This window comes from Paenibacillus sp. NPDC058898 (assembly GCF_049316025.1).
Lineage (GTDB): Bacteria > Bacillota > Bacilli > Paenibacillales > Paenibacillaceae > Paenibacillus_AQ.
The window spans coordinates 149,034-163,016 of sequence record NZ_JBMOSM010000009.1; the positions used below are offsets into that span (position 1 = coordinate 149,034).

Consider the following 13,983-nt stretch of genomic DNA (forward strand, 5'->3'; position numbering starts at 1 on the left):
TTTTAATCATCTATCGTATAACAGGTCATAATGCCTGCTGATACCGTACATGCGCTTAGCTTTTTACTGCTCCAAGCGTCATCCCCTTCACAAAATACCGCTGCAGGAACGGATAGACGAGCAATATGGGAACCGTAACCACAATCGTAATCGCCATTTTGATCGATTCCGGCGACACCTGCTTCACGATTTCGGCCATATTCTGCCCGGACATCATGCCGCTGGTTTGTCCCTGTGTGCTCTGCAGCACCTTCATCAGCTCGAATTGAAGCGTCGTGAGATGGGGTGCATTGCCGTTATAGAGATACGTATCGAACCATGAGTTCCACTGACCGACTGCCAGAAACAAGGCGATGGTAGCCAGTACGGGCTTACAGAGCGGGAGAATGATTTTGTAATAGATCGTGAAATCATTAGCTCCGTCAAGCTTGGCTGATTCCTGAAGCGAATATGGCAAGCTGTCGATGAAAGACCGGATAACGAATACGTTAAATGCGCTCACCATCCCCGGAATGATGTAAACAAGAAACGAATTCATCATGTTCAAGTCGCGGATCAGAATGAAGACCGGAATCATCCCGCCGGAGAAGTACATGGTCATGGCCAGGAATACAGACATGAACTTTCTTCCCTGAAAATCTACCCTGCTGAGGACATAACCCAGCATCGTTCCGCTGACCAAGCCCAGGAATGTTCCTGCCAGCGTACGGAGAATCGTAATTTTGGCGCCGGTGATCAAACCGTCGTATTTAAAGATCTGAACGTAGTTCTCCAGCGTAAACTCGCGCGGCCAGAGATAGATCCCCCCGCGTACCGTATCCACGGAATCGTTCAGCGATATCGCAAGAACATTCAGGAACGGATACAGAGTGACAATCATGACCAGTGCCATAAATATAAAGTTACCCATATCAAACACGCGGTCGGAGAGCGTGGGCTTGAATGCTGTTTTGGTTCGTGCCATGCTGCTTCCCTCCCCTACATAATGGATTGCTTCGTGAATTTTTTGAATACGCCGTTAGCGAGCAGCAATAAGAGGATACTTACAATGGAGTTGAACATCCCAATTGCCGTACCGAAGGAGAAACGTCCCATGCCAAGGCCATAATTCAGCGCATACAGATCCAGCACTTCGGAATAATCCACCACCAGCGGGTTACCCAGCAAGAACTGCTTCTCGAAGCCGATGCTGATCAGATGTCCGATGGACATGATCATCAAAATTGCAATCGTAGGGGCGATGCTTGGCAGCGTAATATGCCATATTTGGCGAAGACGGCTTGCGCCGTCAACCTTGGCTGCTTCGAATTGCTCCTGATCAATTCCTGAAATCGCTGCCAAATAAATGATCGCGCTCCAGCCCATTTCCTTCCATATATCAGAGCCTGTTACGATATACCAAAACAGGTTCCCCTGAGCCATAAACTGTATCGGTTCATCAATGAACCCCAGCCACATCAGCAGCTGATTGACAGCGCCTCCATCTGTGGACAGCATTTTGGTCACGATACCTGCTACCACGACCCAGGACACAAAATGCGGCAGATAAGATATCGTCTGTACGGTCCTCTTGAATACGCTTCCACGAAGCTCATTCAACAAGACTGCGAATAGGATCGGAATCGTAAATCCAACGATCAATCCCATAAAACTCATGGCGAGTGTATTTCGCAACACCAGATAAAACTTATCATCCGAGAAGAGGGTCACGAAATGGTCCAGGCCCACCCATTTTTGCTCGAAGATCCCTTTGCCCGGCTTGTAATTCTGGAATGCCATCAACCAGCCCCAGACCGGCATGTAGCTGAAGATGAACACAATGACGATAAATGGAAGCGACATTCCATACAGTACTTTCTGCTCTTTGAAAGTGGCCCAAAAGCCTTTCTTTTTCTTTGCGGCAGGTTGGATGCTACCTTCTGTCTTTGTTACCGCTTTCAAACCAACCCCTCCTCTCTTGTATATCCTGATGATAAACCAAGCTGCAGCGGGGAAGTACCCGAAGGATTGGTTTAAAAATCATATAAAAATTAGACATTAACTGAGGAGAAAATGCAGAAGAGCTTTATGCCGCTCCGTGTCCGGATCGTATCTCCGATCGCTGTTAAACCCGGGAAACTTCGGATGTTACAGGGAGGTGGTTTCCCGGCTTTAAAGGCGACCGCTCTCGCTTCTCCGATACGATTCCGGCCCCTCCGCTCTATGCTTCGCAGCATTTTGGCTCCCCCAGTCATGTCTTGGGGAGGTAGGAGGAAATAAAAAAGACGCGCACCTTAGTCGCGTCTTAAAGGGCAGCGATATGAAAGTACTTATGTTTAGTCTGGTTGTAGGGTAAGTGAACGCTATCCGATATTTGGCTTACCTATGTTCGATCTCCCGTCAAACCCATGCTCAGCAGCTTGATGTCAGCACGCTACACTGCGCTTCCGCATCGCCTTCCCGTTTGGCAGTTGGTTCCATGGCGAAGAGGCAGACGATGAGGAACTTGACCCTGTTTACAGGTCCAGCTCCTTGCGGAAATTAGACGGAGAGGTACCGACATATTTTTTAAACTTGCTATGAAAATAATCTACGTTCGTATACCCGACCTTCTCCGCAACCTGATATACCTTCATGCCCTGTTTCAGATAATCCTTGGCCTTGTTGATCCGGACCTTATCGAGGTACGTATTGAAGTATTCTCCAGTTGTATTCTTGAACATCTTCCCGAGGTAGGCGCTGTTGTAATTAAATACGGAGGCCAGTGTTTCCAGTTTAAGATTCTCATTGTAATTGCGCTGAATCAGGTCCATGATCCGCTTCATCTCCTGATCTCGTCCGCCATCCCCCGCCTGCCAGATCAGCTCCTCCAGGAATTGGGACGAATGGCGGCACAAATCATAGGCCGTGCGCTGGCGAAATATCGCGGCAATCCGATCCGAATATTCCTTCGTGCGGGACTGCAGCTCTGGCTGATGCTGCATCAGCTTATTGTGCACGCCGGTGAGGAGCTCCACGAACGCCCCCTTCATCCTTTCCTCCGTATACTCCTCATTGACCATGGCATATGCAGCAGCATGCAGCAGCTTCCGCTGCACCTCGACATTGCCTACATCTACAGCGTAATAGAGCTGCTCCATCAGCTGCTCCAGATCATAAGGTTGCCGCTCTTCATCCGTAATGTCGCCAGCAAACCGCTTGGATTCAGGGAATAACAACTCGCCGGAAGGATAGAAGAAGCGTTCGCGAATCCGTTCCTTTGCACAGCGGTACGACTCCGCTACATCCTCCAGACGATGAACCTGGCGCCCCAATGAAGCCGTAATTGACCTACCTGCTAGTGCGGCAGCATCCTCCAACGTTTGAAGCAATTCCTTCCGCCCTCCTGAGGTCAATACTGGCGTGGGCATTAGAACGCCAAGTTGTCCATGCATGGAAAAGACCGTGCCGCGGCCGTTCTCTTCAAAAGCTTCAAGCAGCTGGTTTTTCAATCGGTCGTCGGCTCCCTCACCAGATTCATCGTAGCCATTATGATGAATAATCAGCACTTGGTAATGGTTCCATAACAGTCCTGACCGCTCGGCGATATGCCGTAAAGCCGCATGATCAGGCTTACTCTCCGGATTGAACCATGTCTGAATGAACTGCTCGCGGCTCATATCGGAGGCTGCCCTATTCAGTGCCTTCCTCCCCTGTTCCTGCTCGATGGCTTCTTTAATCTGAAGCAAATACTTGCTCAGCTCGTCCTCATCCACCGGTTTCAATAGGTATCCGTCCACGCGATGGGAAATCGCCCGTTTGGCATAATCAAAATCAGCATATCCGCTTAGGATGAGCAGGTGAATCTCGGAATCCAGGGTTCGGATGACTTCGATCAGCTGCAATCCGTCCATTCCCGGCATTCGGATATCAATCAGCATCAAGTCCGGGTTAAACATCCCGTGCTTCTCCAGCGCTTCGCTCCCGTTCGCTGCGGTACCAACAACCTGATACCCAAGCTCGTTCCATGGCACAATGCTCTTCAGTCCTTCGCGCAGCTTGGGTTCGTCATCCACGATTAACACTTTCATCATCGCTCTCTCCTCCTGTCGGAATACTGAATTTAATGCGCGTTCCAATCCCCGGTTCGCTATAAATGATCAGACCCGCTTCAGGGCCGTAGGTAAGCTGCAGACGGACATGAACATTCCGGAGCCCGATCCGTCCTCCGTCCTTCTCATCGGTATCGTTCAAATAACCATAGATCATCTGCAATCGCTCCAAGGTTATGCCCGCTCCATTATCCTCGGTCATGACATGCAGTTTCCCTTCGCTGGCCGTGACCCTCACCCTGATGAAAGTTCCTTCTTCCTTGTGATCCATCCCATGTATGACCGCATTCTCCACAAGCGGTTGTATGATCAGCGGCGGGATTCTAACCCGATTGGCTTCGGGATCTACCAGAAGTTCATATTTCAGACGATCCTCATAGCGGAATTTTTGAATATCCAGATAACACTGCACCATCTCGATCTCGTCTTTTATCGTTGTTTTTCCGCTGCCTATCTCGAGATTGCTTCGCATCATTTTACCGAGCAGACGCACAATCCGGGCGATTTCGTCCTCACCCTTGAGATGGGCCTCCATGCGAATAGACTCTAAGGCATTAAACAAAAAGTGCGGATTGATCTGACTGGCCATCATTTTGAATTTAATTTCGTTCTGCTTCTGTTCCATTAACCGTTTCTGTTCATTGGACTCCTGCACTTCGTTCATCAGGTCGTTAATGTTACCGACCATGGAGTTGAATTGGCGGGATAACTGGCCGATCTCATCCTTGCCGTCAATTTCCATCGCAACGCCGAGGTTGCCGGTACCTACCTTCGTAATATGCTTGCTGAGTCGCAGCAGCCGATTAGAGATCAGTGAGGAGAAACTGTAGATCAAAAGAACAGCCAGCAGTAGACTAATGATGATGACCGTCATCGCCAGCTTGCTGATCCGGTTGGCGTCCGCCACGATGCTATCAATCGAAAATATGGAAATAATGCGTAGGCCATTAACCCCGGATTCCGTATTCAACGGTTCAATCAACACCTTGGAGGCTTCATCATGGATGACCGATTCATAGCTTCCGCTCGCATGGTATACAACCCCGCTGGTATCTTGAATCTCGGCTAGCGTCTTTCCGTACAGCTCCGGGCGGTTAGCGGCGACAATATTGTTATTGCTGTCCACAATAATGGTGTCAAACGTTTCTTGGCTGAGGATCGTGTTCAGCATACCCGTATTGACATTGATAACCAGTACACCACGATTGTCCTTGCTTCCAAGATCAACCCCCTTGATTAAGCTAAGGTAAACCTTCTGATCTCGTTCATCTGTAATATAGTCCCAGTAGATGACTCCAATATCATCCTCGGCTCGCTGATACCATTCCGTTCTCTTGATTTCATCCTCGGGATAAAGGAACTCCCAATTGTTCAGCATGGTGGGGTTCTCACTGTAGAAACGGATATTCGATATTTCCTTGTACATCCGAATCGCCTGCTGTAAATCGGGATACTCCCTGTAAGCCACAAATACGTCGTATACGCTTTCATATTGCTGGCTAGCAAGATTTCTCAGACGCTCGTCGTAGGATAGCCGATAGGATAAATCGTCTGCCACGTTGATGACTTCGGTGGACCGTTTCTTGACCCGGTCCACGTTCTGGTAAGCCTGCTCCAACGCATTGTTGAAAGCAAACTTGCGGAGCTCGCCCGTAAGGAATATCCCCACGATGGCAACCGGCACAAAGACCACGACAACAAAAGACAATATCAATTTGTTGCGGATTTTCATGTCATTCACAAGTTGAATGAAATAAGATAACATCGGACCGTCTTCGCTCCTGTCCTTTAATCTTCGGCAAGCCTCTAAAAGAAAACGGTTACAACTATTCGTGAATAAACCTGCCGCAGGCCTATTATATCAGCATTGCCGTTTGTTCAAGTCCATCTAAAATATGGAAGAAGCCCGACTCCAGCATAAGGCTGGTCCGGGCTCATCTTCGCTATGCTTTTTTCCCTTTTATCAAACAGGCGTTCATCGAGCTTACCCTTCCAGAGCTGCCGTGAAGGTCAGCGCATGTTGTCCGGCTTCCACTTGAATGCTGTCTTCTTGCAGGCTCACTCCCGAGCCCTCCACAGATGAAACGGCTCCCATGTCATGCAGCTTCACGGAGAATGGCTTGCTGCTGCCTTCCACCGTAAAATCAATCCGGCTGCCTGCACGTACCGCCCGCACAACAAGCTCGGTCTCCCCATTCATGTTGCGAACGATAACAGAAGCCTCGCTGCCGTCTTCCAATGCATACAAGCCAAGTTCAACTCTGTCTGCATAGTCATATTCCGGACGGTTGTCGGTTGCTCCCAAGGCGAGGAACGAGTTGCTGCGTACAAACAACGGCAGCCCGAGGAAACCGTACGTTTCCTTGCGCCAAGCTCCGCCATCCACCGTTTCTCCGGTTAACAGATGCGTCCAGCGGCCCTTCGGCAGATAGTACTTCACATCGCCGTTCTCGCTGAATACCGGTGCCACAAGCAGGGAATCTCCCAGCATATATTGACGATCCAGCATTTCAACGGCCGGGTCTTCCGGGAATTCCAGGAACATGGCGCGCATGCTTGGCACCCCTTGCTCCGATGCCTGTACGGCAGTATGGAACAGATAAGGCATCAGACGGCTCTTCAGCTTCGTGAAGAAGCGCGTAACATCCACTGCCTCCTCGTCATAAGACCACGGCACCCGGTAAGAGCTGCTGCCGTGCAGACGGCTGTGACTGGACAGCAAGCCAAATGCCAGCCAGCGTTTGAATACATGCGCCGGAGCCGTATTTTCGAAGCCGCCGATGTCATGGCTCCAGAAGCCAAAGCCGCCGAGACCGAGGGACAAGCCGCCGCGGAGGCTCTCCGCCATCGATTCATAATCCGCATAGCAATCGCCGCCCCAGTGAACAGGGAACTGCTGCCCGCCTACGGTTGCAGAGCGTGCAAATACGGCTGCCTGATTCTTGCCGAACTTCTCCACCAGCACATCAAAGACCACTTTGTTATAGAGTTGGGTGTAGTAGTTGTGCATTTTATGCGGATCGGAGCCGTCAAAATAAACAACATCCGTCGGAATGCGTTCGCCGAAATCCGTCTTGAAGCTATCGACACCCATATCTGCCAGCTCGCGCAGGTACCCTGCATACCACTCGCACGCGTCCGGATTCGTGAAGTCCACCAAGGCCATACCCGGCTGCCACAGATTCCACTGCCACACATCGCCATTCTCTTTCTTCACGAGATAGCCCTTCTCATGGCCTTCCTCAAAGAGACGCGAGCGCTGCGCGATATACGGATTGATCCACACGCAGATTTTCAAGCCTTTTTCTTTCAAACGCTTCAGCATGCCTTCAGGATCCGGGAACACCTCTTCATCCCATTGAAAGTCCGTCCAGTTGAGCCCCTTCATCCAGAAGCAGTCAAAGTGGAACACTTCCAGCGGGATATCGCGCTCCAGCATACCGTCAACAAAGGAGTTTACGGTTGCTTCGTCATATTGGGTTGTAAAAGAGGTCGAAAGCCACAATCCGAAGGTCCAAGCCGGCGGCAGTGCCGGTTTTCCTGTCAGGTTCGTATATTTATCTAGCACACCTTTCGGATCAGGCCCGTCAATAACAAAGTACTCCAGTGACTCGCCTGGCACGCTGAACTGCACCTTCTTCACTTTCTCCGATGCCACTTCAAAGGATACGAGGTCCGGTTGGTTGACAAACACGCCATAGCCCTTATTCGTCAGATAAAACGGAATATTTTTATAGGCTTGCTCGGAGCTTGTACCACCATCCTGGTTCCAAATATCCACGACCTGGCCATTCTTCACAAACGAAGTGAATCGCTCGCCAAGACCGTATACCCACTCGCCTACGCCAAGATCCAGCTCTTCGCGCATGTAGGTCTGTCCGCCATCTTCCACGATATGTGCCATCGATTTGGCTCTGCTGCCGGTAATGCGTTCTTCTCCTCTATAGAAGTGAACCGACCATTCCGGGCCTTTCTTGATCACAACGCTCAAATTGCCGCTGCGAAGAACCGCTTCCTGATCATTCTCTTCAATGACCGTATGGTCACCTTCCTGTTTGTACAATTCGAATGCAGGTCCGCGATCTCTTACGCCTGCATAGTGAACCAGCTTTACACTAATGACGCCGGGCGCCGGAGATTGAAATTGCACGGTGATCAGCTGCGCATTAATGGTTGCTCCTCTACCCGGAATCGGGGCCGTGGAGGCATAGGCTGTCAACGTGTCTCGTTTTACTGCAAAATCATAAGCCTGAACCGCTCCCGAAACGGAATATCCTTCTCGGATAAGCCAATTGCCGTCTGTAAATTTCATTTTTTAATCCGCCTTTCTATATGATGAAAATTGAACTTTAAGATGTAAGCGTTATAATATCATTATACTGATCTATTTCAGGCCATTCTAACAGTATTACGTTATTTTATAGCACAATCTTGATATAAGATGACATCATTCAAGCGGCTATTCATTCAAAGGAGGAATATGATGGATCAATCCTTTCGCCAATCATTAAAAGAAAGCACCGTCCACGGAAATGAACGCTTCCCGTTTGGTGCCTACTGGCATCAATTTGCCCCCGGTAACCATGTGGTAGACTCCCATTGGCATAAGGAAGCGGAAATTTTCTACGTGATCGAAGGCGAGGCTCTGTTTCAGATCGACTCGGAATATATCCCTGTCCGGGCGGGTGAAGCGATATTTATCGATGGAGGAGACCTTCACACTGGTCATGCCCGGGGCGATCAAGGGTGCAGTTTCTGTGCGATGGTGTTCGATTTCGGCATGCTTGCAAGCAGCAGCTACGATCTTGTACAGGAAGAAATGATTGTTCCCTTTCAGGAGCGAAGAGCCACCTTTCCAAGATGGATGACATCCGAGACCGATGAGCAGCTGCTTCAGCATATAAAGGAAATGACGCTGCTGTCGAAGCACAAACCTGCTGGTTATGAGGTCGCTATTAAGGGACATCTGTTTCTCATGTTATTTCAGGCCGCATCCTCTGGCCGACTGGTCAACCGGAGCCGGAGCGAAACAGCGGATATGGTGAGAACGGAACGCTTGAAGAAAGTCATTCTCTACATCCAGAATCATTATCACCGTCCCATCCGGCTGAGTGAGCTGGCTGATCTGATCCCGATGAGCGAAGGCCAGTTCTGCCGCTTCTTCAAATCCATGACCGGGCAAACGCCCGTGGATTATATGAATTCCTATCGCGTTCGCCAGGCAGCGGAACTCCTTCGTCAGCCGGACAATAAAATATCCGACATCGCACTCGATGTCGGATTTGGGCACATCAGTTATTTTGTTCGGGTCTTCCGTAAGATTATGGACTGCACGCCTTCGGAGTATCGGAAAAAACTATAATTTCGGCAGGCTCGGTATGGTCTGATTGCAATCCCCCGGAAGCGGCAGATTTCGGCATACGTACTGGCCCGCGCTGTTCTCATTTGCAGCACCTGACGGCGCTGGCTGATGAACCCGCTGTTTCCAGAGCTGCCACAGCATGAATCCATCATTTGCTCTTCCCTTATTCTTAATATAATTCACCATCGTTTCTACATTATAATAGGGCGTTGCAATATTATTCTGACCGTTCATCATGTCGGCATCGTATACCGTGCCCGGTGCGGCATTCAGTTGCAGGACGGCCCCGCCGGATCCCTCCGGTGCAATCTGCATGCCCATATTGATAGGTCCGTTGTATATCGCCTTGTACGATTCATATCCTTCACGCGGATCGTAATAAATACCGCCATCGTAGGACATCAAATTGATGAAGTTGATCTTACTGCCATGATCCTTGACTACGCGGTACATGGTACCGCCAAAAGGAGATCCCCATTGGACCTTGCCTTCTTCAAACGGCGTTCCTTTCACGTAATAAGCGCCCGTGGACCAACCGGCGATGGAAATCAGCAGATTCGCATTTCTTGCATGGATTTCATTATAGAGACTCGTAATAATGCCCGCGATTTCTCCATCCTTAGTGCAGCTGAACTGAGTGGCTGTTCCTTTGTTGCAGCTGCTGCCGCTGGATTCCCAGTCAATGTCGACGCCGGCAGCGCCAAGATCGAGAGCCAAATCCACTATGTTCTTGGCATTGAATCCGGACCACTGTGAACCTTGGCTGTATGACCAGCCTCCTACCGATAAGAATGCTTTTGTTCCGCGGCCTCTAAGAGATGCGATATTGTTACGCAGATCCTGGGACTGCTGGGCTGTAAATTTACGTTGGCCGTTCGGGGTGGTCGCCCCTTCCACAAATTCCAATCCCGCAACGGCTTGATCAAACGCGTAGGACCCTTGGGTATACGTGGTATCCGGCCTTACGAATGCAAGATTGAGATGGGTAATGTAATTGGGAATGTTGGCAGTCGTCAGATCGTAAATACTGGTGTTCCAAGAGCTCGCGTAAGCGACATACATACGGTCACCAGGCAGCGGAGGGTCTACTGGAGGATCTACTGGAGGATCCACCGGAGGATCTACTGGAGGATCCACCGGAGGATCTACTGGAGGATCCACCGGAGGATCGACGGGCGGTGTCCCGGGAGTGCAATCTCCAAGGTCCTCCCATACCCCCCATTGTCCTGTCGTTCCAGGTACCTCGCCCTGTGTCCACCATTTCGCTTTCCAGGCATGACCGTTGTAAGATACGATATTACCCCCGCCATATACGGCAGAACTGCTCCAAGCAGGCTCCGTACAAACCCCAGCGGCTTGAACCTTGTACACAGGGAACAAACTAAATACCAGCACGGCGATGAATCCGAGAATCCATCCTCTCATCGTTCTGGACAACCTTGTCATTCATCAAACAACTCCTTCGCCAATTGTTTTTGTTTATTAAAGCGGTTTCAAAGCTGGTGAAAGCTTCGTACCATACACACCTCCTAACGCATACAGATAAAATGATATGACGCACTTCAAGTGTAACTTGGTCATTTTTTGTACAACAAGGATAAGATTTACTTATTCAGGGACAAAATCCTATACCCTGGCCTATCAGCTCTTCTACGCAAAAAAGGCTGTCACACTGCGGATTACCGCGAATGAGGCAGCTCTTCAATAGAAAGCATGGTTAACCCTGACTCCGATTTAGGGTATGATGATAGCAACGTGTTATTTCTTATTGTTGACTGATCTCTTTGTGCCGCCTTGCAAACGGACATTTCGATAGTGACTCCGTGTTATCCCGCAAAAAATATTGCTTCCATTCATAGTTATCCTCCGCCCCGTAGAACTTCAAGTCAGGGTGCGGTGGTACGGGATCATATTTGGCTAACCGCTGACGAATCAATCCCTTGGTGTGTTCTGCTTGCCTTGTTCGGGCATTGAAATGCTTCAGAACCCAACGAGGCGTAAAAGCAAGCATCATGTAGGGAAAGTATCTGCTCTGGCGAAGCTCATGTGCCGGTGTGCCGCAATAAACAAAATAAGGTTCGCCTGCAAAACAAAACTCCCACAGATGATCCGTAGGCTCCTCCGGCAGATCCGCCGGCCAAGGCTCCGTATCGTATTCGGTTGTCTGGCTTAACAGCTGCCAGAACAATCGCTCATAATATTGGGCGCCTTCCAGGCTATCGCGCCCATGCTCCGTACAGATCATGACGACAAGTGAAGTATATGGCCCGAAGTCCCTGGAGCCGAGCCCGTACTCGCGCAGCAGAGCAGCAAGCTGTTCCGCCGCGGCCTGTGATTCACCTTGATGAATAAAGCCGTATCTAAAATGATTCAGTGTATGTCCTTGCACTGCGGGAATACAAGGGAATTTGGCGTAACGGTCCGTCATTTTCTCGGTCAGCTTGGTTATCGCTTTCCGCTGCCATTCCTCCTGTAATCCATGGACAGCATCCATATCGTCCAACCTCAATAAACCGCTCATCACGAGCCCCCCTCTTCTACAGCATATAAGAGTGGGTAAAAATAGGTGACTGTCTCGTGCGAAATGCACATGAATTTTGAAAAGCGTTTCCCAAAAGCTTGAACTTTCTGATATCTTTAGTAGAGAAGAAATTAAAATGACCAGGCTTATGCCTTAATTACCATAGAGAGGATTCTTTCACATTATGTCTAAACCCCTGTTAACAGATCAGATTCAAACTGCCAAACCCGCCAAAAAACCGAGGCCTTCTGCTCCACCTGTGCGCATCTTTGCGCTGGGGGGGCTTGGCGAAATCGGCAAGAACATGTACGGTGTGGAATTCAAAAATGAGATTATTATCATCGATGCCGGGCTGAAATTCCCGGATGCCGAAATGAGTGGCGTCGATTATATTATTCCGGACATTCGTTATTTACTGGATAACAAACATAAAGTAAAGGGTATGTTCCTGACCCATGGACATGAAGATCATATTGGGGCTATTCCCTATGTGCTTCGTCAAATCCAAATGCCGATCTATGGCGGGGCACTGACCATCGGCCTGGTTCGTGCGAAGCTGGAGGAGCATCGGCTGCTGGATCAGAGTGATCTGCGCATATTCCATGAAGACGAAACGATTTCATTCCGTCATCTTTCCGTTCATTTCTTTAGAACCACCCACAGCATTCCGGATGCCTTCGGGATCGTTGTGGAAACCCCGTACGGGCCGATCGTACATACCGGAGACTTTAAATTTGACTTTACGCCGGAGGACAAGCCTGCCAATCTGCATAAAATTCTGCATATCGGCGCGCGTGGCGTCCTGGCCCTGATGGCTGACAGTACCAATAGCGAGCGGGACGGGTTTACCCCTTCTGAACGCACCGTCGGCGATTCCATTCTGCGTCTGTTCCGGGAATGTCCCGGACGGATCCTGTTTGCCACCTTTGCTTCGAACGTTCATCGTCTGCAACAGGTTGTTGAAGCTGCCATCCGAACAGGCCGCAAAATCGCCATCGTCGGCCGCAGCATGGAGAAGGTATTTGTTATTGGTCAGGAGCTTGGATATATTCGCGTGCCGGACGGCATGATGATTGATGTGAAAGCCGTTAATCGTTATCGCGATGACCAGGTGCTGATTATTTGTACAGGCAGTCAGGGCGAGCCAAATGCGGCACTGACACGCATCGCTTCAGGTGCCCATCGTTCGATCCAGATTCATCCGGAGGATACTGTTATTTTCTCGTCTTCGCCGATTCCTGGGAATACCCAGAACGTCAATCGCAGCATCGATCTCTTGATGCGGGCAGGAGCAGAAGTTAAATACGGCTCCATTCTCGATATCCACACTTCGGGTCACGGCTGCCGCGAGGATTTGAAGCTTATGATCAGCAGCTTGCGTCCCAAGTATTTTGTGCCGATCCACGGGGAATACCGGATGATGCTCAATCATCGTCACCTCGCCGTGCAGGTTGGGGTTGCCGACAGCAATGTTTATTTGATGAACATTGGGAATACGCTGTCCCTATTCCGCAACTATGCGCGTAAAGGCCGGAACATCCCCTCCGGAGACGTCTACATCAACAATGGAGAGCTGCGTACCCATGAGAAGGAATTGCTTGAGGAACGAGTACAGCTCGCTCACGATGGCGTTGTCATCGTCGCCATCACCATCAATCGCGAGACGCGCAAGCTGCTCTCCGGGCCGGAGCTGATTACCCGTGGGTTTGTATATATGCAGGACTCCAAGCCTCTTCTACGCAGAGCTGAAGCGATGCTGCGCAAGCAGCTGAACAAAGCCGGTGAACAGCGCGAATACAACCGGGCTGCCTGGGAACAGATGACAAACAACACACTCAACCGTTATTTTAAAAGGGAACTGGGCCGCAGCCCGTACATTATGCCTTCCATTATGGAAGTATAAGGCTCTGGTCACTCTGAGCCTTAACCGTATCTCAACATAAAAAGGGTGGATCCAAGGTCATTTGAACCTTCGGATCCACCCTTTCTTCAGACATCAGAAAGTATACACTTCTAAGCATGTCCTTCCT

At 49.9% G+C, this 13,983-nt stretch carries 9 protein-coding genes; 2 read left to right on the forward strand and 7 right to left on the reverse strand.

Features of this window, described 5'->3' with window-relative positions; all coding sequences use genetic code 11:
* Nucleotides 1–55: 55 nt before the first annotated feature.
* The 5 genes from ACOZB4_RS22995 to yicI form a co-directional block, all read right to left on the reverse strand.
* Nucleotides 56–964, reverse strand: a complete 909-nt coding sequence (locus tag ACOZB4_RS22995; protein ID WP_076325357.1) for a carbohydrate ABC transporter permease — start codon at nt 962–964, stop codon at nt 56–58.
* Between the two features lie 14 nt (nt 965–978).
* Entirely contained in the window at nt 979–1,941 is a 963-nt protein-coding gene (locus ACOZB4_RS23000; protein WP_339268171.1) for an ABC transporter permease, read from the reverse strand.
* Nucleotides 1,942–2,495: 554 nt separating this feature from the next.
* Nucleotides 2,496–4,052: a response regulator gene (locus ACOZB4_RS23005; protein ID WP_379406653.1), complete on the reverse strand. Its 1,557-nt coding sequence runs from the start codon at nt 4,050–4,052 to the stop codon at nt 2,496–2,498.
* Nucleotides 4,027–5,835, reverse strand: a complete 1,809-nt coding sequence (locus ACOZB4_RS23010; protein ID WP_379406652.1) for a sensor histidine kinase — start codon at nt 5,833–5,835, stop codon at nt 4,027–4,029. Before ACOZB4_RS23010 ends, ACOZB4_RS23005 begins: the two co-directional genes overlap by 26 nt.
* A 219-nt stretch (nt 5,836–6,054) precedes the next feature.
* Nucleotides 6,055–8,382 (reverse strand): alpha-xylosidase, encoded by a 2,328-nt coding sequence (gene yicI / locus ACOZB4_RS23015; RefSeq protein WP_379406651.1) that lies wholly within the window; start codon nt 8,380–8,382, stop codon nt 6,055–6,057.
* Nucleotides 8,383–8,553: 171 nt separating this feature from the next.
* Here yicI and ACOZB4_RS23020 point away from each other — a divergent pair, with 171 nt between their 5' ends.
* Nucleotides 8,554–9,432, forward strand: coding sequence for an AraC family transcriptional regulator (locus ACOZB4_RS23020; protein ID WP_339268181.1), 879 nt, complete (start codon nt 8,554–8,556; stop codon nt 9,430–9,432).
* Here the strand turns inward: ACOZB4_RS23020 and ACOZB4_RS23025 are convergent.
* Both ACOZB4_RS23025 and ACOZB4_RS23030 read right to left on the reverse strand, forming a co-directional pair.
* A complete protein-coding gene (locus ACOZB4_RS23025) occupies nt 9,427–10,878 on the reverse strand; it encodes a glycosyl hydrolase family 18 protein (RefSeq protein WP_379406650.1) in 1,452 nt (483 codons plus the stop codon). The two genes, ACOZB4_RS23020 and ACOZB4_RS23025, sit on opposite strands and share 6 nt — an antisense overlap.
* Before the next feature lie 319 nt (nt 10,879–11,197).
* The gene (locus tag ACOZB4_RS23030; protein WP_379406649.1) at nt 11,198–11,953 is read right to left on the reverse strand and encodes a YqcI/YcgG family protein; all 756 of its coding nucleotides are present in this window, start codon (nt 11,951–11,953) and stop codon (nt 11,198–11,200) included.
* Nucleotides 11,954–12,137: 184 nt separating this feature from the next.
* Between ACOZB4_RS23030 and rnjA the strand changes: the two genes are divergently transcribed.
* Nucleotides 12,138–13,856, forward strand: a complete 1,719-nt coding sequence (gene rnjA, locus ACOZB4_RS23035) for a ribonuclease J1 (RefSeq protein WP_339268188.1) — start codon at nt 12,138–12,140, stop codon at nt 13,854–13,856.
* The last annotated feature ends 127 nt before the right edge of the window (nt 13,857–13,983 follow it).

Bases quoted from the DNA above. Each gene is read 5' to 3' on its own strand.
- ACOZB4_RS23025 (WP_379406650.1), bottom strand. From the start codon at position 10,878: ATGACAAGGTTGTCCAGAACGATGAGAGGATGGATTCTCGGATTCATC.
- ACOZB4_RS23010 (WP_379406652.1), bottom strand. From the start codon at position 5,835: ATGTTATCTTATTTCATTCAACTTGTGAATGACATGAAAATCCGCAAC.
- ACOZB4_RS22995 (WP_076325357.1), bottom strand. From the start codon at position 964: ATGGCACGAACCAAAACAGCATTCAAGCCCACGCTCTCCGACCGCGTG.
- ACOZB4_RS23005 (WP_379406653.1), bottom strand. From the start codon at position 4,052: ATGATGAAAGTGTTAATCGTGGATGACGAACCCAAGCTGCGCGAAGGA.
- ACOZB4_RS23020 (WP_339268181.1), top strand. From the start codon at position 8,554: ATGGATCAATCCTTTCGCCAATCATTAAAAGAAAGCACCGTCCACGGA.
- ACOZB4_RS23030 (WP_379406649.1), bottom strand. From the start codon at position 11,953: ATGAGCGGTTTATTGAGGTTGGACGATATGGATGCTGTCCATGGATTA.
- rnjA (WP_339268188.1), top strand. From the start codon at position 12,138: ATGTCTAAACCCCTGTTAACAGATCAGATTCAAACTGCCAAACCCGCC.
- yicI (WP_379406651.1), bottom strand. From the start codon at position 8,382: ATGAAATTTACAGACGGCAATTGGCTTATCCGAGAAGGATATTCCGTT.